Raw genomic sequence first — 24,528 nt, 5'->3', positions numbered from 1 at the left:
CGGTGGCAAGGTGAGGGATTCCTTGGGTTTCGTGGCACCGGACCCGGGAACCCGCTGCCGGTGGGTCCGTTAGTCAGTCATTCCGCAAGGAGAGGGCGATGGACGATCTGGAGAAGCGTATCAGCCAGCGGGCTTACGAGATCTGGGAACGCGAAGGTCGGCCCGACGGGCGGCAGGAGGAACACTGGTCGCGGGCCCGCGAGGAGCTTCTGGCCCTGGCGGAATTCTCCACGCCCGGATCCGTCCTGGAGCCCGTGCCGGAACCGGGTGAGGACCGCGAAGCGGCCACGACGGACGCAGCCCCGTCCCCGGCAGAAACCCCGCGCCGTCGCGGCAGGGGAAGCCGGTCGGCCGATCCGGCGACGATGCCCGGGGTTCATGCCCCGGAGCCGGGCGCTGCGGAGAGGGGAACTGCTCCGGCCTCCCGGCGTGCGGGTCGGTCCCGGGGCGGAAGCGGCGAGGCTGCCGGTTCCATGCGGCCGGCCGAGGGGAACGACGGGCCGGTATCGGACGGCGGCTCTCCGTCGCCTGAGAGCGAAATGGCGGGCGCCGCCACCGGCACCCGCCGCACATCGCGCAGCCGCAAGTCCGAGGCCTGACCGGCCAGCCGGCCTTTCTCTCAGGCGGCGTTCTCGATGGGGTGGTGGGCCACCGGCATGATCGCCCCGAGCGACCCGTAGAGCTTACGCTCGGTCCGCAGTGTCTCCAGCAGTTCCCGCAGGCTCTCTTCGACGAAGCCGGGGCTGTGCCGGTCCAGCTCCTCCCGCGTCATCTCGATGAAGGCATCCAGAAGGCGGGCATGGACACGGCAGGAGTGGCGAACCTCGGACTCGATCGCGATACCGCGCATGGAAGACGTTCCTTGGATGAAGGGTTGCCGGAGGAATGTGTCGGTGCGGTTGGACAGGTCAGGAGATAATCCCGCCTTCGGAACACGCTCCATCTACGCGTATCGCCAGTTAAGGAGTGGTAAAGGGGGTGATGCGTGTGTTGTGTGCATCTGAATTAAGTCGTTCTGGGTCATTCCTATGGAAGACCTGAAATGTAGAAAGATTCAATATTGTCGATGCCGTTCATGGAAATTTCGAAAGAGCTAGGCCGGACGGATTAATCCGTCCGGATTACAGGCGCCAATGGAAGCCGGGACCGGCCGTCATCCGGCTCCTGCGCTGCCCCGTTTCAGGTCGTCCGTCATGGACAGGGGCGGCGCGCCCAGTCGCGTGCGGTAGACATGCAGGTTCTCCATGACCCTTTGCACATAGTTGCGGGTCTCATAGATCGGGATCGTCTCGATCCAGTCCACCACGTCCATGCTTCCGCTGCGCGGGTCGCCGATATCCCGCAGCCAGCCGGCCACGCGTCCCTGCCCGGCATTGTAGGCGGCGATGGCCAGCACGTAGGAGCCGCCGAAGCGTTCCAGCAGCCCCAGCATGTAGGTGCTGCCCAGGCGGACATTGTAGTCCGGGTCCGCCGTGAGCTTTTCGTGCGTGTGCTTCACGCCGAGCTGCTTCGCCAGATGCTGCGCCGTGGCCGGCATCATCTGCATCAGGCCGCGGGCGCCGGCCGGGCTGACGGCATCGGAGTCGAAGGTGCTCTCCTGGCGCACGATGGCATGGACCAGGGCCGGTTCGGGCCGGGCCGCCAGCTTCCGGTCGAGCAGCGGATAGCCCCCGTCCACCACCGCCCAGCCGTCCTGGAGCCCCTGGCGTGCCGTGGTGACCGCCAGATCGGGCCGCCCCAGATCCTCCGCCAGCCGGGCGGTCAGGCTGTAGTCGGCGTCGCTCTTGGCCACGATGGCCATCCGGCGCAGGAACAGCTCGGTCAGGGAGCCATCGCTTCCCTGGATCCGGGCCATCATGCGGGCGACGCGCACCAGTTCCCGCTTCTCGAACGCGCCGCGCTGCTCCGCGGTGATCTCCGGCGCCCTGGGAATGGCGGCGGCAGGCGGCATTCCCAGCTCGTCCGCGGCCAGCAGGCCGTAGAAGGTGGTGCCGTGCGCCGCGGCGATCTGGAACCAGGTCTTCGCCCGCTCCTTATCGCCCAGGGTCTGTGCGGCGCGCCCGGCCCAGTAGGCGCCGCGCGACTTGCTGATCGGCGTGCCGACGCCCCGGTACAGGGTTTCGAAATGCCGGAGCGCCACATCCGGCTTCTTCAGGAAGCGCAGCGCCAGCCAGCCCGACAGGAACTCGGCCTGGGCGAAGGGCAGCCCCTCCGTCGTGCCGTGCGCCACGGCAAGCTGATAGGCGCGCTGGTACTGTCCTTTCTCGATCAGGCGGCGGGCCATGATGTGGCGCTCGGTCCACCACGCCTCCGGCCGGCCCAGGTCCTTCGGGGGCTTTGCCAGGGCTTCCAGCGCACCCGCATCCATGTCCTTGCGCCGCCGCCAGCGCAGACGCTCATAGGCAAGGCCGGGATCGTCCACCAGATTGCTGGGAATCCGCCGGATCGCGCCGTCGACGCCGCCGGACATGCCGGCGAGCGCGAGCCGGGCCAGCGCCAGGTTCTGCCGCCCCTTGTCCACCAGCGGCATCACCCGCTGGGCGCCGGCCTCGTCCTCGTCCCAGAGCAGCCGGTCCAGCCGGGCCCAGTGGTCCTGGGGCCGCAGGATGCTGGTGAAGCGCCTGCGGTAATCGCGTTCCTCCACCGCTCCGAAGGTGCCCTGCACATACCGCTCGCGGACCAGACGGGTGGCGGTGGCGCTGTCGCCCGTGGCCAGCAGCGCATCGACATGACGCAGGAAGCCGGCGGTCGTCAGCGGCGGGTTCTTGCGGAACCAGGACAGCACCTCCTTGTCGGAGAGCCCCTGCATCCGGCCTTCGGCGTTGCGTTTCAGCGCAGCCTGGTTCGGCCAGTCCGGGTTCTTCTCCAGGAAGTCGGCCAGGGTGCGGAAATCGGCGTCCGTCGTCGGCCGGGTCAGGTCCAGCCAGCGGATGACCTTGGCAGGAAGGTCTTCTCGCGCCCGGTCGGCGATCTGCCGCGCCTCCGCGAAACGGCCCTGTTCCGCTGCCTTGAAGGCCTGCCGGTAGGTCTGCACGTCGGCCGAGGTCAGCTCGGCCCGGGCGGGCGAGAAGGCAGGCCAGGAGAGGGCGGCCGCGAGCGTCAGGGCCGCGAGGGCGGCCCGCAGGCCGCGCTTGTTTCGCCCCATGGGGGCTTGTAAGGTGCCGCGCTTCAATTCCGAGGGTCCAGGGAGATCAGGATGTTCAGGGGGTCGATCGTCGCTCTGATCACGCCGTTCAGGAACGGCGGTATCGACGAGCGCGCCTTCCAGGATTTCGTCGAATGGCAGATCGCGGAAGGTACCCATGGACTGGTTCCCGTGGGCACCACCGGCGAGTCCACCACGCTGTCGCACGAGGAACATCGCCGGGTCATCCAGCTCTGCGTCGAGGTTTCGCGCGGGCGCGTGCCGGTCATCGCCGGCACCGGCTCCAACTCCACGGAAGAGGCGATCAGCCTCACGCGCTTTGCCAAGGAGGCCGGCGCGACGGCGGCTCTGGTCGTCACGCCCTACTACAACAAGCCCACGCAGGAAGGTCTGTACGCGCATTACAAGGCCATCCACGATGCCGTCGATCTGCCCATCGTCATCTACAACATTCCCGGCCGCAGCGTCGTGGACATGAGTGTGGCGACCATGGCGCGGCTGGCGAAGCTGCCGAACATCGTCGGCGTCAAGGATGCCACCGGCGATCTGGTGCGGCCGCTGCGGACCCGCATCGAGATCGGACCCGATTTCTGCCAGCTTTCCGGCGAGGATGCCACCGCCACCGCCTTCCTGGCGCAGGGCGGCGTCGGCTGCATCTCCGTCACGGCGAACGTCGCCCCGGGCCTCTGCGCCCGGATGCAGGATGCCTGGGCGCGGGGTGACCTTGCTGAAATGGCGCGGGTCCGCGACCTGCTGATGCCGCTGCATCATGCCCTCTTCGTCGAAACCAGCCCTGGTCCGGTGAAGTATGCGGCCAGCCTTCTCGGCAAGTGTGCCGAGGACATGCGGCTGCCCATGGTGCCCCCGACCCAGGCCACCCGCGATGTCGTGCGGGCGGCCCTGGTGAAGACCGGATTGTTGACCTGATACCTTAAGAAAAGGCTCCAAGTCCATGGCTCGTGCAGATTCCGCGCCCGGCAGGATCGCCGCGCAGAACCGACGGGCACGGTTCGACTACTTCATCGAGGACACGCTGGAGGCGGGAATCGTGCTGGCCGGAACGGAGGTGAAGAGCCTCCGCAGTGGTCGTGCCAGCATCAACGAATCCTATGCCGGCGAGCAGAACGGCGAACTGTTCCTGTTCAACGCCTACATCCCCGAGTACCAGCTCGCGGGACAGTTCTTCCAGCATGAGGTGCGGCGGCCCCGCAAGCTGCTGGTGCGTAGCCGCCAGCTCGGACGCCTGTTCGCCTCCATCCAGCGCGAGGGCATGACGCTGGTTCCGCTGTCGATCTATTTCAACGACCGCGGGCTGGCGAAGGTGGAACTCGGGATCGCCAAGGGCAAGAAGAAGGGCGACAAGCGCGAGACCGAGAAGGCGCGCGACTGGCAGCGGGACAAGGCCCGCCTGATGCGGGCGAAGGGTTGACGTTTGCGCAGGGCGGCTCCGCGACGGTGCGGAGCTTTCCTGCCTCCCGGCCTTTGTCTATCCTCGAAGGAGGTATTCCGCGGGGATGGATCATGCGGAACGCGATCAAGAAAACCACGGGCAAGAAAACCACGGGCAACAAGACCGCGGGCAGGAAGACAGCCGGCCTGACGGCGGCGGTCGCTGCCATGGCGTCCCTGGTCTGGGTGTCGGTGGCGGATGCGCGCCTGACGGTCTGCAACCGGGTGTCGGAGCCGGTCAAGGTGGCGCTGGGCGTGGAGGAGGGGGACGGCTGGCGCTCCCGCGGCTGGTGGCACATCGCCCCCGGCGAATGCCGTGCCCTGCTCGATACCGACCTCAAGCTGCTCGAATACTATCTCCGCGCCGAGCCGGAGGAGCCGGGCACCGGCTGGGGCGGCGATTTTCCGTTCTGCGTTGACGGCAAGGACTTCGAGATCGGGGGTGACACCGACTGCGAGGCACGGGGCCACCGCACCGCCGGCTTCTTCCTGCTGTCCACCGACGGCGCCAGCTCCATGACCCACAACCTGACGGACTGATTCCGGCCGGCTCCGTCAGGCCGCGTCGAGCAGGTCGCGCACGGCCTTGAAGACGGTGTGGAACATCTCCGGCGTCAGGCGGCCCGTGTTGGTGTTGTAGCGGGAGCAGTGATAGCTGTCGAACAGCGCCACCCCCGGCCTCACCTCGTGCCGGGCGCCATGGGCGAAGGGAAAGCGGGACGCCCGCCCGCCCAGCGCGGTCACGGTGCTGGCATGGGCGACGGTCCCCAGGGCCACCACGGCGCGCAGGTCCGGCAGGTGTTCAAGCTCGTCGATCAGGAAACGGCGGCAGGTGGCGACCTCCGCCGGAGTCGGCTTGTTCTCCGGCGGCACACAGCGCGCGCTGTTGACGATCCGGCAGTCCACCAGTTCCAGACCGTCGTCCGGACGGCGGTCGTAGCGGCCGCGGGCGAATCCGAACAGGGCCAGGGTCTCGTACAGCAGGTCGCCGGCATAGTCCCCGGTGAAGGGCCGGCCGGTCCGGTTCGCCCCGTGCAGGCCGGGCGCCAGCCCGACGATCAGCAGCCGAGCCGAGGCCGGCCCGAAGGACGGCACCGGCGCGTTGGCATGGTCAGGGAAGCGGGCGCGGTTGTCCTGCCTGAACGCGGCAAGGCGCGGGCAGAGCGGACAGTCGGCGTCCGGTTGCAGCCGGACGCCGGTCGGTGTCGGAACCATGCCGGTCAGTCCAGCGGCTCTTCGTCCTCGTCCAGGTCGCGCGGGCCGATATCGCGTCCCCCCATGTCGCGCCCGCCGAAGTCCCTGCCACTCATGTCCCTGCCGCCCATGTCGCGGAGTCCGGGATCGCCGCCCTGCTGCGGCCCGCCCTGGTTCTGGAACCGGGGCGAGTGGGTGCGCATGATGTTCGGCGAGAGATCCTGCAGCTCCAGGAAATTGTCGGCCTGCCGGCGCAGCTCGTCCGCCACCATCGGCGGGGTGGAGCGGACCGTGCTGATCACCGTCACGCGCACGCCCTTGCGCTGGACCGCCTCCACCAGCCGGCGGAAGTCGCCATCGCCGGAGAACAGCAGGATATGGTCCACATGCTCGGCCATCTCCATCACGTCGATGGCCAGCTCGATGTCCATGTTTCCCTTGATCTTGCGCCGCCCCGACGCGTCCGTGTACTCCTTGGTCGGCTTCGTCACCATCGTGTAGCCGTTGTAGTCGAGCCAGTCGACCAGGGGGCGGATCGGTGAATACTCCTGGTCTTCGACCAGGGCCGTGTAGTAGAAGGCGCGCACCAGCCGGCCGCGCCCGGCGAACAGCTCAAGCAACCTCTTGTAGTCAATGTCGAAGCCCAGAGACCGGGCTGCGGCGTAAAGGTTGGCGCCGTCGATGAACATCGCCAGCCGCTCTTCCTGATAGAATATCTTTCGATCCATGCTTCAAAGCCTCAATGGCCGGGGGCAATACGATGATTATGGCGCGGAATTCTCGCCATTGGAGGTCGGAGACGAGAAATTTCCGCCCCAGCAATATGACAGGTCCGGTCGGGGGGGCAAGGCTGCGCATGGCCTTGCGGGAGTGCGGGGCATGATCCTGATCGGTCTGGGATCGAACCTCGCCGTGCCCGGCATCGGTGGCCCGCTCGCCGTCTGCACGGCCGCGCTCGCCGCCCTGGAACGCCGCGGGCTGAGGGTCGTCGCGCGGTCCCGCTGGTATGAGACGGCGCCTGTGCCGGTGTCGGACCAGCCCTGGTTCGTCAACGCCGTGGCGCAGGTGGAGAGCCCGCTCGGCCCCGACGGCATCCTGTCGGTCCTGCATGCGGTGGAAGCGGAGTTCGGCCGTGTGCGCCAGGTGGTGAACGAGGCCCGGGTGCTCGACCTCGACCTGCTGGATCATGACGGGCAGCGCCGCGACGATGCGCCCATGTTACCACACCCTCGTATGCATCTCCGGGCCTTCGTCCTGCTGCCCCTGGCAGAACTGGCGCCCGGCTGGGTGCATCCGGTGTCCGGGCGGCGGGTGGATGAGCTGATCGCCGACCTGCCCCCCGGCCAGGACGCCCGCAGTATCCCGGATGCCAGGATCGTGGATGGCAGGATCGTGGATGGCAGGATCGCGGATGTATGATGGCTGGCCCGCGCAGGCTGCCTTGCCTCCCGGGAGCATGGGCCGTATATAGGGAGGCTTACATGGTTTTGGGAGAGTTCCAGGCATGGCCCGCGTAACGGTCGAAGATTGCGTCGAGAAGGTTCCGAACCGGTTCGAACTCGTGATGATGGCGGCCCAGCGGGCGCGCGACATCGCGGCCGGCTCGCCCCTGTCCGTCGACCGCGACAACGACAAGAACCCGGTCGTCGCCCTGCGGGAGATCGCCGACGAGACCGTGACCCTGGAGACGCTGCGCAACTCCCTGATCAAGGGGCACCAGCGCGTTCCCGAGCAGGACGAGCCCGAGGAGGAGATCGTCGAGCTGATGGCCGGCGAGAACGCCTGGTCGGTTCCGGAGGCCGGCGGCGACGAAGGCGGCGACGCGTCCGAACTGCTGGATGACGAGGGCGAGGGGGCCGCTGCCGGGGCCGAGCCGGACTTCTCCGAGATGGACGTCCCGCTGGCGGACCTGGCTGACGAGGACAAGATCTGATCGGGCGGGCAGCATCGTGCCGAACGGGCGAAGGGATGGCGGGCTGAGCCCCGCTTCGGGACCGGCGGGCCGCATCGGGCGGCCCGTCCTCAGCGAACGGACCTGACGACCCGCCCCGATGAACCGGCCATCCGCCCAGCCCATCATCCGCCAGTACGAACTTGTCGAGCGCGTCAAGTCCTACGATCCCGACGCGGACGAGGACGCCCTCAACAAGGCCTACGTCTTCACGATCAAGGCGCACGGGTCCCAGACCCGTGCCAGCGGCGACCCCTATTTCACCCACCCGATCTGGGTCGCCTACCTGCTGACCGAGCTGAAGCTCGACACCGCCTCCATCATCACGGCGCTGCTGCACGATACGGTCGAAGACACGCTCACCTCGTTGCAGGAGATCCAGCGCGCCTTCGGCCCGGACGTGGCGCGGCTGGTGGATGGCGTCACCAAGCTGTCCCGCATCGAGCTGCAACACACCGGCACGCCGCAGTCCGACCAGCAGAAGCAGGCGGAGAACTTCCGCAAGCTGGTGCTGGCGATGTCGGAGGACATCCGGGTCCTGCTGGTCAAGCTGGCGGACCGTCTGCACAACATGCAGACGCTCCACTACATCAAGAATCCGGACAAGCGCCGCCGCATCGCCCGCGAGACCATCGAGATCTATGCACCGCTGGCCGAGCGTATCGGCATCCAGCGCTGGAAGGACGAGCTGGAGGAGCTGGCCTTCCAGGAACTGAACCCGGAAGCCTTCGCCTCCATCCGCGGCCGGCTGGAACGGCTGGAGGAGGACGGGGCGGGCGGCGTTGATCGCATCATCAAGGAGCTTGAGGAAACGGTCCACAGCGCCGGCCTGCAAACCGCCACCGTTTCCGGCCGACGCAAGGCGCCCTATTCCATCTGGCGCAAGATGCAGCGCAAGAACGTGGCGTTCGAGCAGCTCTCCGACGTCATGGCCTTCCGCATCGTCGTGGACACGGTCGAGCACTGCTATCAGGCGCTGGGCGTCATCCATGCCAAGTACCCGGTCGTTCCCGGCCGGTTCAAGGACTACATCTCCACCCCGAAGCCGAACGGCTACCGCTCCATCCACACCACCGTCATCGGGCCGGAGAAGCACCGCATCGAGGTGCAGATCCGCACCGACGAGATGCACGAGGTGGCGGATGTCGGCGTCGCCGCGCACTGGGCCTACAAGGAGGGCCGGCCGCGCACGACCGAGGGACGGCAGTACCGCTGGCTGCGCGAACTGCTGGACATCCTGGAGCATGCCGTCCGGCCGGAGGAGTTCCTTGAGCACACCAAGCTGGAACTGTTCCAGGACCAGGTCTTCTGCTTCACGCCCAAGGGCGATCTGATCGCCCTGCCGCGCGGTGCCACGGCGGTGGACTTCGCCTATGCCGTCCATTCGGTGGTGGGCGATACCTGCGTCGGCGCCAAGGTCAACGGGCGCATGCTGCCCCTGCGGACGCCGCTCCAGAACGGCGACCAGGTGGAGATCCTGACCTCGAAGAACTCCACGCCGTCCACGGACTGGGAGAACTTCGTCGTCACCGGCAAGGCGCGGGCCCGCATCCGCCGCTTCATCCGGACCCAGCAGCGGGGAGAGCACATCAAGCTGGGCCGCGGCCTGCTGGAACGCATCTTCAAGCAGGAAGGCTACGAATATTCCGACAAGGCGCTGGACGGGGTCATCAAGATCTTCCAGCAGCCGACGTCGGAGGACCTGCTGGCCGCCATCGGCGCCGCCCAGACCGGGGCGCGCGACGTCTTCAACACGATCTTCCCCGGCCACCGCACCCAGCAGCAGGTCGCGCCGGAGGACAAGATCGTTCCGCAGGCCAAGGCGAAGCCCAAGCGGAGCAGCAGCGCGCCGCTGCCGATCCGCGGCCTGATCCCGGGGATGGCGGTCCACTACGCCCGTTGCTGCCACCCGCTGCCGGGCGACCGCATCGTCGGCATCGTCACCACCGGAAAGGGCGTCACGATCCACACGATCGACTGCGAGACGCTGGAGAGCTTCCACGAGAGTCCCGAGCGCTGGATCGACGTGGCCTGGGACCCGGAGGCCGAGGGGATGGAGGATGCGGTCGGCCGCATCTCCGTCGTCGTCGCCAACGAGCCCGGGGCGCTGGGCACGCTCACCACCGTCATCGGCAAGAACGGCGGCAACATCACGAACCTGAAGTTCACCAGCCGGTCACCGGATTTCTTCGAGATGCTGATCGACATCGACGTGCATGATGTCAAGCATCTGACCAACATCATGGCAGCGCTGCGGGCCATGCCGGTCATCAATTCCGTCGAGCGTGCAAGAAGCCGCTGACCGGCGCGTTAGTCGGGGCGGGAGGAACCGCCGGAATGTTCAAGCGCCGACACAAGTTCACCCTGCGCCAGCGGGTGCGGGATTTCCTCTGGCCGCGGATGGGCTGGCGGCGTGCCCTGCTGTATCTGGGGCACCGCGTCGGCCGCCTGCCGGGCCCGCCGCACCGCATCGCCGCAGGCTTCGCCAGCGGGGCGGCTGTCTCCATGACGCCCTTCGTGGGCCTGCATTTCCTGCTGGGCTTCGGCCTCGCCTGGGTGGTCCGGGGCAGCATGCTGGCGGCGGCCATCGGCACGGCCCTGGGCAATCCCTGGACCTTCCCGGCCATCTGGTACGTCAGTTACCGCATCGGCTGCGACCTGCTGGGGCGCACGCCCGGGCACGACACGGCCGAGCAGTTGACGATGGACTTCCTCATCGCCAATCCGGTCCAGGTGCTGCTGCCCATGTCGATCGGCGGTTTCCTCATGGGGGTCTTCGTCTGGGGGCTGGCCTATGCCGTTGCCAAGCCCCTGGTGGCGATGTACCAGCAGCGGCGGCTGTCCAGGCGGCGCGTGCCGCCGGCCGCCGATCCCGTCCCCGGCGACGGGACCGGCGGCAACGAGTCGGAGGGTGGGACGTGAGCAGGTATCTCAGGCTGGGCGTCAACATCGACCATGTGGCGACGATCCGGAACGCCCGCGGCGGCCCGCATCCGGACCCGCTCCGGGCTGCGGCGCTGGCCGCCGCCGCCGGGGCCGACGGGATCACCGCGCATCTGCGCGAGGATCGGCGGCATATCACCGACAGCGACATCGAGCGGCTGATGGGCAGCATCGGCCTGCCCCTGAATCTGGAGATGGCGGCGACGGAGGAGATGCTCGCCATCGCCCTGCGCCACCGTCCGCACGCCTGCTGCATCGTGCCCGAGCGCCGTCAGGAGCGCACGACCGAGGGCGGGCTGGACGTGGTCGGCCAGCGCGGGCACCTGCGCCGCTTCGCCCAGGAACTGGGGGCGGCCGGTGTGCGCGTCTCCCTGTTCGTCGCCCCCGACCCGGCCCAGCTCGACGCCGCGCGGGATATCGGCGCCCCGGTCGTGGAACTGCACACCGGCGCCTACGGCGATGCGGAGGACGGCGCGGCCCGGGCGGCGGAACTGGACCGGCTCCGCGCTGCCGCGGCCCATGCCGAGGCCATCGGTCTGGAGTGCCATGCCGGACACGGCCTGACCTACGACAATGTCGGCCCGGTCGCTGCCATCCCCACGGTGGTGGAGCTGAACATCGGCCACTATCTGGTGGGCGAGGCCGTGTTCGTCGGCTTCGAGGCCTCGATCCGCCGGATGCGGGAGCTGATGGATGCCGGCCGTGCGGCCGGGGCCGCGGCATGATCCTGGGCATCGGCAACGACCTTGTGGATGTCCGCCGCATCGAGCGGACCATCGAGCGGTTCGGTGATCGCTTCCTGGACCGCGTCTTCACCGAGGCCGAGCGGCGCCGGGCGGAGCGACGCTCCGCTGCCGGGCCGCACAGCCCGCGGGCCGCCACCTATGCCAAGCGTTTCGCCGCCAAGGAGGCCTGCGCCAAGGCGCTGGGGACGGGTCTGAACAAGGGCGTCTACTGGCGTGACATGGGGGTGGTGAACCTGCCGGGCGGGCGCCCCACCCTGGCACTGACCGGCGGGGCGCTGGAGCGCCTGCGGCAGATCACCCCGCCCGGCATGGTTGCGGAGATTCACCTGACCCTGACGGACGAGCTGCCGATCGCCCAGGCCATCGTCCTGATCTCCGCCGTGCCCGCTCCGCAGCCCTGACCGCCGTGCCCTGACGCGGCCCCCGGCGGCGGAAAAGGCGATTGCCCGACCTTACGGCAGGTAGCATATAGGGAAGCCGAATCTGGACCTGCGCCGACCGGGGCGGGGCCGCAACCCGATCCCGCCTTGTGCCGGGTCATCCTGTTCCGAGGTCCCACTGTATGGGCGTTCAAAGCGTTTCCGAGCGTTCCGGCTTCCTGAAGCTGCTCGATGAGCTGCGCTGGATCGCCGGGGGTATCCTTCTGGCCCTGATGATCCGGACGTTCGCCTACGAACCGTTCAACATCCCCTCCGGCTCGATGATCCCCACGCTGCTGGTCGGCGACTATGTGTTCGTCTCCAAGTTCAGCTACGGCTACAGCCGCCATACGGTGGCCTTCGGCCAGCCGCTGTTCGACGGGCGCCTCCTGGGCGGCCTGCCGGAGCGGGGAGACGTGGCGGTGTTCAAGCTGCCGCGCGACGGCAAGACCGACTACATCAAGCGCATCATCGGCCTGCCCGGTGACCGCATCCAGGTGATCGGCGGCGTTCTGCACATCAATGGCGAGCCGGTGAAGCGGGAACGGATCCAGGACCGGGTAGTGGGGGAGGTGATGGGAACCGCCATCGCCGTGCCGCAGTACATCGAAACCCTGCCCAACGGCCGCCAGCACCTGATCATCGAGCAGCTCGGGGATGCCGGGGGGCTGGACGACACGCCCGTCTATGTCGTGCCGCCGGGCAATGTCTTCGCCATGGGCGACAACCGGGACAACTCCACCGACAGCCGGGTGCTGAACCAGGTCGGCTTCATCCCGGTGGAGAATCTGGTCGGCCGGGCCGAGTTCATCTTCTTCTCCCTGGAAGAGGGCACCAGCTTCTGGGAGTTCTGGGAATGGCCCTGGGCCATCCGTTTCGACCGCCTGTTCGACGGGATTGAATGACCACGCATGATTGCGGCGGCCCGCCGCTGTCCGAGCTTGAGACGGGGCTGGGATACCATTTCCGCCACCGTGACCTTCTGGTGCAGGCGCTGACACATCCCAGCCTCGGCGGCGTCGAACGCAACGCCGGCCGCGGTTACGAACGGCTGGAGTTCCTGGGCGACCGTGTGCTCGGGCTGGTGATCGCGGAGTGGCTGCTGGAGCGGTTTCCGGCCGAAGCGGAGGGGGCGCTCGCCCGACGCCACACGGCGCTGGTGCGGGCGGAGGCGCTGACCGTCGTGGCGGAGACGATCGGGCTCGGCCCGTTCCTGAGGCTCGCCCCCAGCGAGCGGGATTCCGGCGGGCAGGCCAAGCCGGCCATCCTGGCCGACGCCTGCGAGGCGGTGATCGGCGCGATCTTCCAGGACGGCGGTCTGGAGCCGGCGCGGACGCTCATCCGCACGCGCTGGACGCCGTTGATCGAGGCCGACCTGTCGCCGCCGCAGGACCCCAAGACGGCGTTGCAGGAATGGGCCCTGGGCCGCGGGCGACCGCTGCCTGCTTATGAGACACTCTCGCGCGAGGGGCCGGACCACGCCCCGGTCTTCCGGGTGCGGGTGCGGGTGGAGGGGGCCGAGCCCGCCACCGCCACCGGACCGTCCAAGCGCGCTGCGGAAAAGGCGGCGGCGGAAGCCCTGCTGCGCCAGATCAGGACCGTAAAAGGATGACGACCTTCAACGACGATTCCCGGCCCGAGGACGATCTCCCCGACGACGACTTCCCCGAGGAGGGGGAGGAGGCGTTCGAGGACGATACGGACGATGACGGGGAGGACGGCACGCCCGAGCCGGAGCATCCGCGCTGCGGCTTCATCGCCCTGGTCGGGGCGCCGAACGCCGGCAAGTCCACCCTGCTGAACGCGCTCGTAGGCGCCAAGGTCTCCATCGTCAGCCCCAAGGTGCAGACGACGCGCTCGCGCGTGCTCGGCATCGGCATCACCGGGGACAGCCAGCTCCTGTTCGTCGATACGCCCGGTATCTTCAAGCCGAAGCGCCGGCTGGACCGGGCCATGGTGGCGGCGGCCTGGCAGGGGGCGACGGACGCCGACCTGATCGTGATGCTGTACGACGCCTCCAACGACAGGCTGGACGAGGACACGCTCGGCATCATCGAGCGGCTGAAGGAGGCGGGGCGCACCGCCATCCTGGCCCTGAACAAGGTCGATCTGATCAAGCGCGAGAAGCTGCTGAAGCTGGCCGCCGAACTGGACTCCCACGGCATCTTCACCCGCACCTTCATGATCTCGGCGCTCACGGGCGACGGGCTGGCCGACCTGTCGGCCTTCCTCGCGGCCGAGGTGCCGGAAGGGCCGTGGCTCTATCCCGCCGACCAGCTTTCCGACATGCCGGAGCGGCTGCTGGCGGCGGAGGTGACGCGGGAGAAGCTGTTCCTGCAACTGCACCAGGAACTGCCTTACGCCGCCACGGTGGAGACGGAGTCCTGGGAGGAGTTCGACGACGGCAGCGTCAAGATCTCCCAGGTCATCTATGTCCAGCGCGACGGACAGAAGGCCATCGTGCTGGGCAAGGGCGGCAGCCGCATCAAGCACATCAGCACCGCCGCCCGGCAGGAGCTGGAGACCATGATGGACCGGCGGGTCCACCTGTTCCTGTTCGTCAAGGTGCGGGAGAACTGGGTGGACGATCCCGAGCGCTACCGGGACTGGGGTCTGGACTACAACGCCTGATCCCCCCGGTCCGGGCGGCCCGTCAGGCCGCCTGGACCAGCAGGTGGCGCTCGGCCTCCTCCGGCGGCATCGGCCGGGCGAAGAAGTAGCCCTGGGCGTACTGGCAATGGAGGTCGCGCAGGAACGCGGCCTCCGCATCCCGCTCCACGCCTTCCGCCACCACCTCCAGATCCAGGGCGGCGGCCAGCATGGTGATGATGCGGGCGATCTCGGCCCGGCGGTCGCCGGCCGTGGCCGCCCGCACGAAGCTGCGGTCGATCTTCAGCGTGTCCACCGGGTAGGAGTGCAGGTAGCTGAGGTTCGAGAAGCCGGTGCCGAAATCGTCCAGGCAGAGGCGGACGCCCAGCTTCCGGATGTCGTGCAGCATCTGCACGCAGCGGGCGGTATCGTCCAGCAGCAGGCTTTCGGTGATCTCCAGCTTCAGGGCGCGGGGTTCCACGCCCGTCTCCCCCAGCACCTGCGCGACGGCGGCGGCCATGTCGTCGTCCATGAGCTGGCGGCCGGAGACGTTGACGCTGACGAACAGGTCGCGGCCCGTGCGCCGGCGCCAGTCCTTGATCTGGAGTGCCGCTTCCTTCAGGGCCCAGCGGCCCAGGCGCAGGATCAGCCCCGTCTCCTCCGCCAGCGCGATGAATTCGCCGGGCAGGATGGTGCCCCGCTCCGGGTGGGACCAGCGCACCAGCGCCTCGAAACCGGCGATGCTGCCGTTCTGCATGCGGATGATCGGCTGATAGACCAGGAAGAGCTGGTCGCTGTCCAGCGCCACCCGGAGGTCGGACTCCGTGCGCAGCCGCGAGAGGGCACGCTCGCGCAGGGCGTCGTCGAACACCTCGATCCGGCTGCGGCCGGCGGCCTTGGCGCGGAACATGGCGAGGCTGGCGTCGCGCAGCATGTCCGTTGCCGCGGCATAGCCCGTGTTGGACATGGCGAGCCCGGCCGAGCAGGTCAGCACGATCTCCCGCCCGTCGGGCAGGGTGATGGGCCGGCAGACCGCGGCGGCCAGCCGCTCGGCGCCACTCATGGCGGCCTTGACGTCGGCGACTCCGTCCATCAGCACGCCGAACTCGTCCACCGAGGTGCGGGCCACGGTGTCGCCGCTGCGCCGGGCCTCGCCCAGCCGCCTGGCCACGATGCGCAGCACCTCGTCCCCCAGGGCGGTGCCGAGGCTGTCGTTGATGGCCTTGAACTGGTCCAGGTCGAACAGGATCAGGGCGAACTGTCCGTCCGTCGGATGCCGGCGGCGGTCGATCGCCTGCCCGATGCGGTCCAGCAGCAGGTGACGGTTGGACAGCCCGGTCAGACCGTCGTGGAAGGCGTCGAAGAGAAGCTGCGCCTCGGCATGCTTACGGGCCGTGATGTCCGACATCGACCCGGCCATGCGTAGGGCTGTGCCGTTGCCGTCCCGTATCGCGGCGCCGCGCACCAGCATCCAGCATTCCGCGCCGGAGGCATGCAGCATGCGGAATTCGTGCTCAAGCTGGTGTAGCGCGCCAAATGGTTCTGGAGCGCGCGACACATGGTCGTGGAGCGCGGCCCGGTACTTGCGCGGCAAGTGGTGCTGACGGCGAAGGCGGACGACGAAGCGTCCTATAGCCGACCGTGAGGGGGCGCGGGCATCACCAAAGCGCCTTTTCGCCTCCGCCGTCAACCAATCAATGGTGCGGCCGTCCGCGTGCTCGGTCAGGAACCGGACCACCTCCCCGTCGCTCTTGAAGCGTGCTCGGATTGCCGGGGTCGTGCGCGGGGCGCCTTCCAGCCCCATCACCACCCGACGGTCGCCGATCCGCACTCTCGCCACAAACTGGCCGCCGCCCGCATGGGCGCCGCCCTCGTACAGGCGACGCACGTCCACACCCCACTGTCCGGGTGTCGATGATCGGGCCGTAGAGCCCGGTATCGAACACCACAGGCACGTCAGCGGGCAGGCCCTTCAGGGCCTTCAGGAGGTCCCCCACGTTCATTCTCGTTCCTTTCTTCGGTTCCGTGTACCGCCGGCCGCCTTCTTCCGCTTCAGCGGCGTGAGGCAGGCCTTCGCGTGCTCTTCGCAGTAGCTGCCTTCGCCGTGTATCGGCTGTTGGCAGAACCGCCAGCCCGGCCGCCACGGTTCGCCGATGACGTAGCGGCACCCCTCGGGTTCCTGGTCTCCCAGGTGCCAGCGCCAGACGCCGCCGACGCACTGGAAGGTCGGAAGCGTCATGCGTCCTCCCCGGAGGCCAGAAGATCGGCCGTGAGGCGGCCGTAGAGGTCCGCCGCCTCGATCCTGTTGCCAGCGGCGTCGCGGGTGTCGTGGGCAGGCCAGACGGTGCGGCGGACGTTGCCCTCTTCCCACCACCCGATGCCCTCCACGGCCCCGGCGCACAGGCGCGACATGCCGTGACCCTTCGCGCCGATGGCTCGGAGCGGATGCAGGTAGCGCAAGACCAGGTTTTCGGCCGCCTCGCGGTACTCCTTCACCAGGGCATCGCCGTAGCGGCGCCAGAAGTCGCGCCAGTCGTCGTTCAGCTCCGCCACCAGGCCGGCCTTCTCGCGACGGGCCGCCGCCAGTTCGACGCGAAGACCTTCCAGGGTCGCCCGCAGAACCGTCGCCTGGCTTTCGTGCTCACCGGCCGCCTTGGTGCGCTCCCGCCACGCCTCCACCGTCTCCGCGCCTTCCTGAAGCGCGGCACAGGCCAGCAGCGCCGCCTTCCTCTCCTCTGCCAGCTCCTGGATGCGGCGGTCGAGCCGCTGTTCCAGCCGTGCGACACTCTCCCGCCGCTCTACCTTGGCCTTAATGGCCGCCAGCCGCTCCGCCAGGGCCGCGCGGGCCGCTTCGTTCGTCAGGTACTGCATCGGGTCGCGCCCCTTTCGGTCTTTCGCGGCCGGCCTGCCCCCATGGGCCGCCGGCCGCCGGTTCATCAGGCCGGATCGGCGCCGGCGTTCTCCAGGAAGTAGCCCAGCATGGGCGCGGCGATCACCTCATCGACGCTTTCGCCGACGCGCACGCGATAGCCGCCCCGCATGCCGATGTTCGGGTCTTCCTTGTCGCCGGCGATGCGCTTGCCGTACTGCGCCGTGAAGCCGAACGACGGGTTCTCGTCCGGCCCGCCCAGCGGCGCCAGGTAGTACAGCGCCAGGTGCGGCCCCCAGGCCCGCTGAAGGTTTGCCGTCTGCCCCGGCCGGTTCATGTTCACGAAGGCCTCGCCCACGAGCACCTTCTCCACCTCGAACAGCTCCGCCACCTGCTGGCGCCGGGCGAAACCGCTGTCGCCGGAGGTTCCGTTGACGGCCTTGACCACCTGCGGGTGACGGGCGAAGCGGGTGAAGGTCGAGCGGCCGAACACCATGACGTTCGGACGCATCATCAGGGCGTCCATGGCGTCGGTGACGATGCCGATGGGGTCGCTGTTGGGGTCGCCGAACACGCTGGTGCCCGCCAGCGTCTCCTTGTGGCCCGCCGGGTACTGCGCCGCATCAAAGATCAGGTTGGCCGTGCGGATCTCGCGGTCGAGCGCGATCAGGTCCGCCAGGCGCTCCGACGTGCGGGCCACCCGGTTGCGGCCGTTGGGGTCGTTCTCCACGTCCACCACCGGCACCACGTCGTCGAGGGCGTGGTCCTTGGTGCTGCGGTCGCGGCCGACGGCCTTGAACTCCACCTGCGTCGGCGCGCTCTTGCGGCCGACCAGCGTGTCGGGGACGGTGAAGCCCTCCGCCAGGTCGTACTCGCTGTAGCGGTAGTTCATCTTCTCCACCGGGTAGCGGGGAAGCGCCTCGTCGGCGATCATGCGCGGGTTGCGATAGGCCATGACCACCGAGGTCAGGTCGGGGCTCGCGGGGAAGGGATGCTTCATGGGCGTGCGTCCTAGGGATCAGGCATTGCGGGAAAGGGTGACGGCGCGCAGAGCGTCGGAGTAGGAGACGGTGCGGCCGGCCGCCCGCTCGCTCTCCACGAAGCCGGCGATGCGCTCGGCAAGTTCGTCTTCGGTGGCGTGTTCGCCGACGGCGGCGGCATCCGGCGCCGCCAGCTCGCCGAAGTGGATGGTGACGGGCTGGCGCCGGAGGAAGTCGCGCATGAACTCGCCGCCGGAGCGGGTGACGGTCTCGCCGTGTTCGGCGAACTCGATCACGTGGCCCGGCCCGTCCAGGCTGTCGAGGAAGGCGGCCATGCCGTCGGCGAAGCCGGGCCAGAACCGGCCTTCCTTGACCAGGGTCGCCACGAAGGCCCGGTTCTCGCGGCTCTTGGCGGCGCGCTCCGTCTCCGCGAAGTCGGCGTTCCTGGCCCGCAGTTCGTTGACCTGGTTGCTGAGGGCGCGGACTTGCGCCAGCAGCTCCGCCATGGTGGCGCCGCCTTCGGCGAAGTCGGCGAAGCCGTCCGCCTCCACCACCGCCACCCGATCCACCCGGTCGCCTTCGGCGAACTCCACCGGCTTCAGGCCCTTCACGGCCGGCGGCTGCGCCCCGAGGAAGCCGACGTGCCGAAGCGACAGGGCGCCCGGCTTGGGGTTGTTCGGGTGGTCCGGCATGTAGAACGACGCCGACACCTTGCGGTACTTCCCGTCCTTGACCAGCTCCGCGAAGGCCGGGTCGATCTTGTGCAGCGTCGCCTTCAGGCGGCCGCCTTCGATCCGGAGCCCCTTCACCCATCCGTAGGCCGGCGCGTCGCCGGCCGGGTGCCCCACCACCACGGGCGCGTCATAGGCGGCCGGGTCGTAGCCCGCCGCGATCTGCGCCAGGGTATCGGCGGAGAAGTCGAGGTTCCGCCCGCCGGCCGCCGTGAAGGTGCCGGGGCGGAAGAGTTCGATGTCCAGTTCATCGGGCATCCGGGATCATCCTTGCTTGCGAGAGAGGTCCGCCTTGCGGCGGTCGGAGATGTGCCGCCAGACGGTGCGCTCGGACATGCCGAGAACCGAGGCGATGCGGGCTTTCGACAGGCCCGCCGCCGCCAGGTGCTCCAGGCACGCTAGGCGCACGCACTTGCGCACGGCGGCGCGGGTCGGAATGTGGACGCGCCCTTCCGCCGTCTGGCGGGCTTCGAGCGTGTGGTACATGCGGATAGCCGTCGCCTTGCCGACGATCTCCGCCAGCCAAGACCCCGCGATCCGGTACGGCGACGGCAGGCGCGGCGACTGCCCGCCGCGCTTCCACACCAGCGTGAGCGCCGCGTCGTATCCGCCGGCCTTCGCCAGCGCCACCACCAGGGGCGGCATGATCCTGTCGGCCATCGTCGGCGACCGGCGGCAGAAGTCGCGCGCGACCCCGAGGAACAGGGCATCCGGCTCCAGGTGATTCAGCAGCGGCACCACCGGACTGTCATCTGTCAGGCTGGCGGCACTGACCACCGCGTCTATGTTCGTTGGTGTCACGGGTAGACTCCACTTCCCTGCAGGACTGGCCGCCTCACTCGGGTTCATCCCGGTGGGGCGGTTTCGTCATGGGAGGCGGCACGGCGACACCTGCCGCCTCCATCTCCCGCGCCACCATCCGCACATACCGCGCCGTCACGCCGCAGCACCGCGCCATTTCGGACCGCGACACCTCGTTACGCATGATCGCTTGCGCGATCAGGAACTTGCGGCTCGCCGCCCGCTTGACCGTGGGGATGTAAACCCGCTCTCCGCCCAGCGCGTCCACCAGCGCTCGCATCTTCTCAAGGCCGATGACGGACACGAAGGGATGGTCGGGGTGCGGGGCGGCAGGTATCAACCGGCCCTCGCCACCGCCGAAGGCGACCATGAAGGCTTCCGCCTTGTCGCCAAGCGCATCCAACAGCAGGCGCGTCGTCTCGCCGTAGAAGTTGCGGCGAAGCTCGAAGTCAAGCCCGCCCCTTCGCTTGTTGACATTCTCGCCACACATTGACCGCGCCCCGGCTTTTTGCTTCACTCCGTCAAGACTGAAGGACTTCCGGTCAATCCTCTGCCCTGAACTACTTCCGGGCCAACCATCCGCCGAAGCACGCCACGCACCCGCCCCGGCGGATGCCTCATGGCGTCGCCGTTAAACGGGTCTTAAAGGGGGTAGGGCGCCCCTTAGGGGGTAGTTCGGTAAGATGGAGGCGGCCGAGGCGCTAAGGCGTGTCCACGGGCTTCTGAGGCGGTTTTCGCTCGCGCCGCTCCGCCAGCGGCAAAACCGGAAGGATCGTTCCGGTTGGACAAACGGCAACGGCCCCGCTTGGGGCGGGGCCGCGTCTTCAGGGTTCGTCGCCGTCGGCCTCTTGGCGACGCCGTGTCGCTGCCGCAAGTCCGAGTTCGATCAAGTATCGGACTGCCTCAGCGCGGGGAGGTACAACCTCGCACCCCTGCCGCCATTCATCCACCGCCGCCAGTAGGGCCGGGGTCGCCCTGATCTCCAAGCGCGCTGTCTTGGGATCGTCGGTTGGCCGTGCCACATTCTATCTCCTTCTGTCCGGATAGGACCGTACAAAACATTTGCCGCGAAGTCCAGTGCGTGTTACAAGCTGTTTTGTACGGTTATAACCGGCGGCCCGATGGTGTGGTGACGCACACCACCGGGCCTGACCCAAGACGATGGAGAAGCCCCATGTCTCAGGCTACCAATCAACATAGCACCGCCCCCGAGGCCCGCGAATACCCCTCTCTCGCCTTCATCGACCCCGAGAGCGTCACTGGTGGTCGGCGCAGCGCCCGCTACATGGACGCGATGGACGACGCCGCATGCGTCGTGGCCTTCGTTCGCTACGCCCTGACGGAGGCGGAAGAGGCCATGTCGAGCCGCGAACGGAGCGGCCTCGCGGTGCTTCTACGGGCGGTGGAGAACAGCCTCACCAACGGTGGTGTCATGATCCACATGCTTGAAGAGGACGTTGGCAGGTACGCCAGGGACTACGTGCGTGCCTTCGCCGAAGGCCGGGAAAACGCCCTGCGGGAGGCCCGCGCCGCCGCTACCGGGGACGATGACGGCGAAGGCGACACCTACCCCAAGCTCAAGGTGTCGGACGACAAGGACGACGCGGGCCGGCGTATCGGCACCGGGGAGTGACCGGCCGCCGGCCAATCTTGACATTCCAACTCGGGCGGGCCGCCAAGGTCCGCCCGTTGTGGTGAGGGGGTTCTGCAATGACCGATCGTTTCGAGTTCACCGTATCCGTCGGTGCCGAGGAACTGGCGTACCTGCGCCGCCGTGCCCACTTCCTGGAAGCCGTCATTGTCCAGGTGCTCCGCGATAAGGGGCGCGTGCGTGAGTGGTTCTCGGCTGCGGAACTGGCGGGCGTGCGCCTGCCCGGCCTGCCGGCGACCAAGGCCGGCATCACTCGGCTTGCCCGCGCCGAGGCGTGGCGCGTCCGCGAGGTCCATGGGCGCGGCGGCATCCGGTTCGAGTACCACGTCACGTCGCTGCCGCCGCGCGCCTTCGACCAGCTCATCGCCCTCATCGTCGAGGCGATCCCGGAGCCGGAGCCGGAGCGCATCGAGTTGCGCCTGCCGGCGGCGCCCCGGCCGGTGCTTGCCGACGACACCACGACGGCGCCGCCGTGGACGCTGCCCCTCCTGCGCCTGGTCAAGAGCGGCGCCGTCGCCTCCGTCGCGTCCGCCGTCGCACGCCTGGAAGCCACCCTGCCGCCAAGCCTGGATGCCCCCACCGCCCATCAGGTGGAAGAGGCGCTTGCGCGGATGGGCATCAGGCTCCCCGCATGACCTTGCGCATTACTTGGAAAGCGCCACCGTCGGCGGTAGCGCGCCCATGGCGATCAACCCGCCGAAGCCGTTGTTGAGCCTCGGTTTAAGAGTTTCTGGCCGTTTCCTTGGTTGATTAGGCCGCTCCGAAAGGGGCGGCCCTTTTTCTTATCCATCAGGTCCTGCCCTGCCCACTTCTTCTTGGTCAAGCCAGTCCCCGAAAGATCGCGTTAGCGGTATGCCTAAGTCCAGTTGTCGGCACTGCCTCCGGAGCCGGCCGAATTCCAGGCTGTCCGGCCCGCTACGTATGCTTGAGGAACGGTCTTCAACACACTGACAGGATTAAAATTTCGGAGAAGCCGGACGAAACTCCGAACCCGGCGGCACTTCTTTCCGACTTCGAGTAGAGAACTCCGCTCCTCGCCATTACTGCGACGGCCGCAGAAATCTTTGGGTTCGGCCTCCGACCGGACGGCGTATCCGCTCCACCACCATCTGTCGCGAGCGTTTTGGGCGACCCGGCAGGTGCTGGAGCCCAGGCCGTTGGACAGGGCAAGGTCGGTCACGGTGGTGCCGCGCTTGCGGATCGCCGCCTTGATGTCCTCCTTGTGCCAGCCCTTCGGACGTCGCTTCGCCATCGGGTTCGTCTCCATCTCGCGCCGGCCTGGCAGGGCCGGTTTTTGTCGGTGTCAATTCAAAACATCTGTTCTGACAATGCCGACGTTAAACGGCTGCGTCAACGGGAAAAATCGGTTCCGACTTGCGAGATGTGCCGTCCTTCGTCGGTATCGCGGAAAATGGTGGTATGTCAGACACTTATGATAAGTCGGAAGAGAATAGGGGGAAGAGCGCCGCCGTTCCGGGTTACAGCCCGGAAGTCGGAAGCCGTCTCTCAACGGCCATTGAACGGATCGGCGGCCTGCGCGCGACCTCGACGATTGTCGGCGTCACCGACGAGCAGATTGGAAAATGGCGCGACGGGAAGGCGAAACCGCAATTCTTCGCAATGGCTCGCATGGCTGAAGCCGCCGGCGTCTCGCTCGAATGGCTCGCCGGCGGTGATGTCCCGATGGAGCGCAGGCATGCGTCGGCACCGCCGGTAGAGGCTGAGCCTCCGCTGGCGGTTGAAGGGCGAGCGGTGGCCGTCGACGAGGACCTGATGGGCCTGCTCGTCGACGGCATCATCGCCGTCTATCGTGAGGAAAACGTAGGGCTTCCGCCGCGCGACCTGGGGCGCCAGGCGGCCCGCATGCACGCCGACCTGGTCGGCGCCTACGACGACCCGAACGACCGCAAGGTCGCCGTGAAGGGCATGCTCGCCCAGCTGCGCCGCGACCTCCGCGAAGCCCCGGTCGGCGCCGAGAGTAAACGCCGGGCCTGAGGATCGTCAGATCGCGGCAGGCTGGAACCTATCGACACCGTGAGCGGTGGGCAATATCTTTGGTGGTAGCCGGGCGCCGCGGTACCGTCACCCGCTTCGACGGGGCCTCTTTCGCCCTCCGCGTCGACCCTGGGGCGCCTCCACGACCATCTGTCGCAAAGGCCGTTTTCGGTGCGTCACATGGTTTTGGAGCAGGTCCCCACCGAAGGCGCCCCGAACCCCAGGGTTTCTGCGGTGTCTCGATACGTCCCGGTAATTCTCGGAATATCCCGGTCCTCTCCAAGACCATCTGTCGTGTCACAGCTGGCGGCTGCCGCCGGACAGGTGCAGGTCCATCGCCGCACGCAGGGCGGGAAGGCAGTCCGGATGCACCCGGGCGTACCAGTCCTCGATGGTCCCGGTCATCTCCCGCTCGCCCAGGCCCAGCATCCTGGCCCAGCGGGCGGAGTAGTAGACCTCTCCCTCCGGCACCCGCCAGTCCCAGAGCCCGTCGTTCGAGCCCGCAGCCGCCAGGGCGTAGCGTTCCTCGCTGAGGCGCAGTCCCTCCTCGGCGACCTTGCGGTCGGTGATGTCGATCTGCGAGCCGACGATGCGCTGCGGCTCGCCCTCCGCATCCAGCACGGCGATGCCGCGGCAGAGCATCCAGCGCCAGCCACCGTTGGCATGGCGGACGCGGTATTCGATCTGGAAGGGCTTGCCGCCTGCACTGGCCTGAGCGTCCAGCGTCGCGTGCAGCCAGATCACATCCTCGCAATGGACCCGATCCAGCCATTCCGAGGGGCTGTTTCCCACGTCTTCCTCGGCGAGTCCGAGCAGCGCCTTCCAGCCGGGGGAGTAGTAGATCCGGTCGGTCCGCAGATCCCAGTCATAGAGGCCGTCGTTACCGGCGGCGGCCGCCAGGGCATAGCGTTCTTCGCTGAGCCGGATCTGCCCGGCGGTGCGGGCCGTCAAGGTCGTGTGGTATGCGATCATTCGAAACGCTCTCGGCATCCGCGGGAAGCGTCCCGCGGCTGTGCCATCCATGGATGCTAGCCCAACTTTGCCACAGCCTTCTAAATTTATCGT

29 protein-coding genes are annotated in these 24,528 nt (G+C 68.2%); 16 read left to right on the top strand and 13 right to left on the bottom strand.

Features of this window, described 5'->3' with window-relative positions; genetic code table 11:
* The first annotated feature begins 98 nt into the window (after window positions 1-98).
* Window positions 99-599, top strand: coding sequence for a DUF2934 domain-containing protein (locus RC1_RS22485; RefSeq protein WP_012566699.1), 501 nt, complete (start codon window positions 99-101; stop codon window positions 597-599).
* A gap of 20 nt (window positions 600-619) precedes the next feature.
* Here the strand turns inward: RC1_RS22485 and RC1_RS07210 are convergent, their stop codons facing one another.
* On the bottom strand, window positions 620-850 hold the full coding sequence (locus RC1_RS07210) for a hypothetical protein (protein WP_012566698.1): 231 nt from the start codon (window positions 848-850) through the stop codon (window positions 620-622).
* Between the two features lie 303 nt (window positions 851-1,153).
* A complete protein-coding gene (locus tag RC1_RS07205) occupies window positions 1,154-3,145 on the bottom strand; it encodes a lytic transglycosylase domain-containing protein (RefSeq protein ID WP_012566697.1) in 1,992 nt (663 codons plus the stop codon).
* Window positions 3,146-3,196: 51 nt separating this feature from the next.
* Here RC1_RS07205 and dapA point away from each other — a divergent pair, with 51 nt between their 5' ends.
* The 3 genes from dapA (at window position 3,197) to RC1_RS07190 (ending at window position 5,134) form a co-directional block, all read left to right on the top strand.
* Window positions 3,197-4,072, top strand: coding sequence for a 4-hydroxy-tetrahydrodipicolinate synthase (dapA, locus tag RC1_RS07200; RefSeq protein ID WP_012566696.1), 876 nt, complete (start codon window positions 3,197-3,199; stop codon window positions 4,070-4,072).
* A 25-nt stretch (window positions 4,073-4,097) separates the two neighbouring features.
* Window positions 4,098-4,574: an SsrA-binding protein SmpB gene (smpB, locus tag RC1_RS07195; RefSeq protein WP_012566695.1), complete on the top strand. Its 477-nt coding sequence runs from the start codon at window positions 4,098-4,100 to the stop codon at window positions 4,572-4,574.
* A gap of 92 nt (window positions 4,575-4,666) precedes the next feature.
* A complete protein-coding gene (locus tag RC1_RS07190) occupies window positions 4,667-5,134 on the top strand; it encodes a DUF1036 domain-containing protein (protein ID WP_012566694.1) in 468 nt (155 codons plus the stop codon).
* Between the two features lie 15 nt (window positions 5,135-5,149).
* On the opposite strand, the gene RC1_RS07185 is transcribed toward RC1_RS07190, so the two are convergent.
* The gene (locus tag RC1_RS07185) at window positions 5,150-5,809 is read right to left on the bottom strand and encodes a uracil-DNA glycosylase (RefSeq protein WP_012566693.1); all 660 of its coding nucleotides are present in this window, start codon (window positions 5,807-5,809) and stop codon (window positions 5,150-5,152) included.
* A 5-nt stretch (window positions 5,810-5,814) separates the two neighbouring features.
* Window positions 5,815-6,516 (bottom strand): LabA-like NYN domain-containing protein, encoded by a 702-nt coding sequence (locus tag RC1_RS07180; protein ID WP_012566692.1) that lies wholly within the window; start codon window positions 6,514-6,516, stop codon window positions 5,815-5,817.
* Between the two features lie 151 nt (window positions 6,517-6,667).
* Here RC1_RS07180 and folK point away from each other — a divergent pair, with 151 nt between their 5' ends.
* The 9 genes from folK (at window position 6,668) to era (ending at window position 14,478) form a co-directional block, all read left to right on the top strand.
* Window positions 6,668-7,207, top strand: coding sequence for a 2-amino-4-hydroxy-6-hydroxymethyldihydropteridine diphosphokinase (folK, locus tag RC1_RS07175; protein ID WP_012566691.1), 540 nt, complete (start codon window positions 6,668-6,670; stop codon window positions 7,205-7,207).
* 85 nt (window positions 7,208-7,292) lie between these two features.
* The gene (gene rpoZ, locus RC1_RS07170; RefSeq protein ID WP_012566690.1) at window positions 7,293-7,721 is read left to right on the top strand and encodes a DNA-directed RNA polymerase subunit omega; all 429 of its coding nucleotides are present in this window, start codon (window positions 7,293-7,295) and stop codon (window positions 7,719-7,721) included.
* Between the two features lie 118 nt (window positions 7,722-7,839).
* The gene (locus tag RC1_RS07165) at window positions 7,840-10,041 is read left to right on the top strand and encodes a RelA/SpoT family protein (RefSeq protein ID WP_012566689.1); all 2,202 of its coding nucleotides are present in this window, start codon (window positions 7,840-7,842) and stop codon (window positions 10,039-10,041) included.
* A 35-nt stretch (window positions 10,042-10,076) separates the two neighbouring features.
* Window positions 10,077-10,661: a DUF2062 domain-containing protein gene (locus RC1_RS19995; RefSeq protein ID WP_012566688.1), complete on the top strand. Its 585-nt coding sequence runs from the start codon at window positions 10,077-10,079 to the stop codon at window positions 10,659-10,661.
* The gene (locus RC1_RS07155; protein ID WP_012566687.1) at window positions 10,658-11,407 is read left to right on the top strand and encodes a pyridoxine 5'-phosphate synthase; all 750 of its coding nucleotides are present in this window, start codon (window positions 10,658-10,660) and stop codon (window positions 11,405-11,407) included. Before RC1_RS19995 ends, RC1_RS07155 begins: the two co-directional genes overlap by 4 nt.
* A complete protein-coding gene (acpS, locus tag RC1_RS07150) occupies window positions 11,404-11,829 on the top strand; it encodes a holo-ACP synthase (protein WP_012566686.1) in 426 nt (141 codons plus the stop codon). The genes RC1_RS07155 and acpS overlap by 4 nt, the downstream gene beginning before the upstream one ends.
* A 161-nt stretch (window positions 11,830-11,990) precedes the next feature.
* Window positions 11,991-12,752 carry a signal peptidase I gene (gene lepB, locus RC1_RS07145; RefSeq protein WP_012566685.1) on the top strand — a complete coding sequence of 254 codons (762 nt, stop codon included), beginning with the start codon at window positions 11,991-11,993 and terminating at the stop codon, window positions 12,750-12,752.
* A complete protein-coding gene (gene rnc, locus RC1_RS07140; protein WP_012566684.1) occupies window positions 12,749-13,459 on the top strand; it encodes a ribonuclease III in 711 nt (236 codons plus the stop codon). Before lepB ends, rnc begins: the two co-directional genes overlap by 4 nt.
* Window positions 13,456-14,478, top strand: coding sequence for a GTPase Era (gene era, locus RC1_RS07135; RefSeq protein ID WP_012566683.1), 1,023 nt, complete (start codon window positions 13,456-13,458; stop codon window positions 14,476-14,478). The genes rnc and era overlap by 4 nt, the downstream gene beginning before the upstream one ends.
* 22 nt (window positions 14,479-14,500) lie before the next feature.
* On the opposite strand, the gene RC1_RS07130 is transcribed toward era, so the two are convergent.
* From RC1_RS07130 to RC1_RS07105, 7 genes are all read right to left on the bottom strand, one after another.
* On the bottom strand, window positions 14,501-16,330 hold the full coding sequence (locus RC1_RS07130; protein ID WP_012566682.1) for a putative bifunctional diguanylate cyclase/phosphodiesterase: 1,830 nt from the start codon (window positions 16,328-16,330) through the stop codon (window positions 14,501-14,503).
* 105 nt (window positions 16,331-16,435) lie between these two features.
* Window positions 16,436-16,675, bottom strand: a complete 240-nt coding sequence (locus RC1_RS21420) for a GcrA family cell cycle regulator (RefSeq protein ID WP_148213405.1) — start codon at window positions 16,673-16,675, stop codon at window positions 16,436-16,438.
* Window positions 16,672-17,307 (bottom strand): hypothetical protein, encoded by a 636-nt coding sequence (locus tag RC1_RS07125; protein ID WP_012566681.1) that lies wholly within the window; start codon window positions 17,305-17,307, stop codon window positions 16,672-16,674. Before RC1_RS07125 ends, RC1_RS21420 begins: the two co-directional genes overlap by 4 nt.
* Window positions 17,308-17,372: 65 nt before the next feature.
* A complete protein-coding gene (locus RC1_RS07120) occupies window positions 17,373-18,305 on the bottom strand; it encodes a major capsid protein (RefSeq protein ID WP_012566680.1) in 933 nt (310 codons plus the stop codon).
* An 18-nt stretch (window positions 18,306-18,323) separates the two neighbouring features.
* Entirely contained in the window at window positions 18,324-19,274 is a 951-nt protein-coding gene (locus RC1_RS19990; RefSeq protein WP_012566679.1) for a hypothetical protein, read from the bottom strand.
* 6 nt (window positions 19,275-19,280) lie between these two features.
* On the bottom strand, window positions 19,281-19,817 hold the full coding sequence (locus RC1_RS07110; protein WP_148213404.1) for a helix-turn-helix domain-containing protein: 537 nt from the start codon (window positions 19,815-19,817) through the stop codon (window positions 19,281-19,283).
* Window positions 19,818-19,851: 34 nt separating this feature from the next.
* Window positions 19,852-20,307 carry a hypothetical protein gene (locus RC1_RS07105; protein ID WP_012566677.1) on the bottom strand — a complete coding sequence of 152 codons (456 nt, stop codon included), beginning with the start codon at window positions 20,305-20,307 and terminating at the stop codon, window positions 19,852-19,854.
* A 684-nt stretch (window positions 20,308-20,991) separates the two neighbouring features.
* Between RC1_RS07105 and RC1_RS07100 the strand changes: the two genes are divergently transcribed.
* Together RC1_RS07100 and RC1_RS07095 are read left to right on the top strand one after the other, a co-directional pair.
* Complete coding sequence (locus RC1_RS07100; RefSeq protein WP_041785201.1) at window positions 20,992-21,450, top strand: hypothetical protein; 459 nt, start codon at window positions 20,992-20,994, stop codon at window positions 21,448-21,450.
* Between the two features lie 77 nt (window positions 21,451-21,527).
* Window positions 21,528-22,103 carry a DNA-binding protein gene (locus tag RC1_RS07095; RefSeq protein WP_012566675.1) on the top strand — a complete coding sequence of 192 codons (576 nt, stop codon included), beginning with the start codon at window positions 21,528-21,530 and terminating at the stop codon, window positions 22,101-22,103.
* Window positions 22,104-22,324: 221 nt separating this feature from the next.
* Here RC1_RS07095 and RC1_RS20710 read toward each other — a convergent pair whose 3' ends face one another.
* Window positions 22,325-22,720, bottom strand: coding sequence for a helix-turn-helix domain-containing protein (locus tag RC1_RS20710; RefSeq protein ID WP_148213403.1), 396 nt, complete (start codon window positions 22,718-22,720; stop codon window positions 22,325-22,327).
* A gap of 167 nt (window positions 22,721-22,887) precedes the next feature.
* On the opposite strand from RC1_RS20710, the gene RC1_RS21415 reads away from it, so the two are divergent.
* Entirely contained in the window at window positions 22,888-23,463 is a 576-nt protein-coding gene (locus RC1_RS21415) for a helix-turn-helix domain-containing protein (RefSeq protein ID WP_148213385.1), read from the top strand.
* 297 nt (window positions 23,464-23,760) lie between these two features.
* Here RC1_RS21415 and RC1_RS07085 read toward each other — a convergent pair whose 3' ends face one another.
* Entirely contained in the window at window positions 23,761-24,435 is a 675-nt protein-coding gene (locus RC1_RS07085) for a PAS domain-containing protein (RefSeq protein ID WP_012566674.1), read from the bottom strand.
* Window positions 24,436-24,528 lie beyond the last annotated feature (93 nt).

Origin of the sequence: Rhodospirillum centenum SW (assembly GCF_000016185.1) — a bacterium.
In the GTDB taxonomy this organism is placed as follows: domain Bacteria; phylum Pseudomonadota; class Alphaproteobacteria; order Azospirillales; family Azospirillaceae; genus Rhodocista; species Rhodocista centena.
This window is presented reverse-complemented; position numbering and strand designations above follow the sequence as displayed.

What these genes read in the sequence shown, in the direction of transcription:
- RC1_RS22485 (WP_012566699.1), top strand. Translation starts at nt 99, where the DNA reads ATGGACGATCTGGAGAAGCGTATCAGCCAGCGGGCTTACGAGATCTGG.
- RC1_RS07210 (WP_012566698.1), bottom strand. Translation starts at nt 850, where the DNA reads ATGCGCGGTATCGCGATCGAGTCCGAGGTTCGCCACTCCTGCCGTGTC.
- RC1_RS07205 (WP_012566697.1), bottom strand. Translation starts at nt 3,145, where the DNA reads ATGGGGCGAAACAAGCGCGGCCTGCGGGCCGCCCTCGCGGCCCTGACG.
- dapA (WP_012566696.1), top strand. Translation starts at nt 3,197, where the DNA reads ATGTTCAGGGGGTCGATCGTCGCTCTGATCACGCCGTTCAGGAACGGC.
- smpB (WP_012566695.1), top strand. Translation starts at nt 4,098, where the DNA reads ATGGCTCGTGCAGATTCCGCGCCCGGCAGGATCGCCGCGCAGAACCGA.
- RC1_RS07190 (WP_012566694.1), top strand. Translation starts at nt 4,667, where the DNA reads ATGCGGAACGCGATCAAGAAAACCACGGGCAAGAAAACCACGGGCAAC.
- RC1_RS07185 (WP_012566693.1), bottom strand. Translation starts at nt 5,809, where the DNA reads ATGGTTCCGACACCGACCGGCGTCCGGCTGCAACCGGACGCCGACTGT.
- RC1_RS07180 (WP_012566692.1), bottom strand. Translation starts at nt 6,516, where the DNA reads ATGGATCGAAAGATATTCTATCAGGAAGAGCGGCTGGCGATGTTCATC.
- folK (WP_012566691.1), top strand. Translation starts at nt 6,668, where the DNA reads ATGATCCTGATCGGTCTGGGATCGAACCTCGCCGTGCCCGGCATCGGT.
- rpoZ (WP_012566690.1), top strand. Translation starts at nt 7,293, where the DNA reads ATGGCCCGCGTAACGGTCGAAGATTGCGTCGAGAAGGTTCCGAACCGG.
- RC1_RS07165 (WP_012566689.1), top strand. Translation starts at nt 7,840, where the DNA reads ATGAACCGGCCATCCGCCCAGCCCATCATCCGCCAGTACGAACTTGTC.
- RC1_RS19995 (WP_012566688.1), top strand. Translation starts at nt 10,077, where the DNA reads ATGTTCAAGCGCCGACACAAGTTCACCCTGCGCCAGCGGGTGCGGGAT.
- acpS (WP_012566686.1), top strand. Translation starts at nt 11,404, where the DNA reads ATGATCCTGGGCATCGGCAACGACCTTGTGGATGTCCGCCGCATCGAG.
- lepB (WP_012566685.1), top strand. Translation starts at nt 11,991, where the DNA reads ATGGGCGTTCAAAGCGTTTCCGAGCGTTCCGGCTTCCTGAAGCTGCTC.
- rnc (WP_012566684.1), top strand. Translation starts at nt 12,749, where the DNA reads ATGACCACGCATGATTGCGGCGGCCCGCCGCTGTCCGAGCTTGAGACG.
- era (WP_012566683.1), top strand. Translation starts at nt 13,456, where the DNA reads ATGACGACCTTCAACGACGATTCCCGGCCCGAGGACGATCTCCCCGAC.
- RC1_RS21420 (WP_148213405.1), bottom strand. Translation starts at nt 16,675, where the DNA reads ATGACGCTTCCGACCTTCCAGTGCGTCGGCGGCGTCTGGCGCTGGCAC.
- RC1_RS07125 (WP_012566681.1), bottom strand. Translation starts at nt 17,307, where the DNA reads ATGCAGTACCTGACGAACGAAGCGGCCCGCGCGGCCCTGGCGGAGCGG.
- RC1_RS07120 (WP_012566680.1), bottom strand. Translation starts at nt 18,305, where the DNA reads ATGAAGCATCCCTTCCCCGCGAGCCCCGACCTGACCTCGGTGGTCATG.
- RC1_RS19990 (WP_012566679.1), bottom strand. Translation starts at nt 19,274, where the DNA reads ATGCCCGATGAACTGGACATCGAACTCTTCCGCCCCGGCACCTTCACG.
- RC1_RS07105 (WP_012566677.1), bottom strand. Translation starts at nt 20,307, where the DNA reads ATGTGTGGCGAGAATGTCAACAAGCGAAGGGGCGGGCTTGACTTCGAG.
- RC1_RS07100 (WP_041785201.1), top strand. Translation starts at nt 20,992, where the DNA reads ATGTCTCAGGCTACCAATCAACATAGCACCGCCCCCGAGGCCCGCGAA.
- RC1_RS07095 (WP_012566675.1), top strand. Translation starts at nt 21,528, where the DNA reads ATGACCGATCGTTTCGAGTTCACCGTATCCGTCGGTGCCGAGGAACTG.
- RC1_RS20710 (WP_148213403.1), bottom strand. Translation starts at nt 22,720, where the DNA reads ATGGCGAAGCGACGTCCGAAGGGCTGGCACAAGGAGGACATCAAGGCG.
- RC1_RS21415 (WP_148213385.1), top strand. Translation starts at nt 22,888, where the DNA reads ATGTCAGACACTTATGATAAGTCGGAAGAGAATAGGGGGAAGAGCGCC.
- RC1_RS07085 (WP_012566674.1), bottom strand. Translation starts at nt 24,435, where the DNA reads ATGATCGCATACCACACGACCTTGACGGCCCGCACCGCCGGGCAGATC.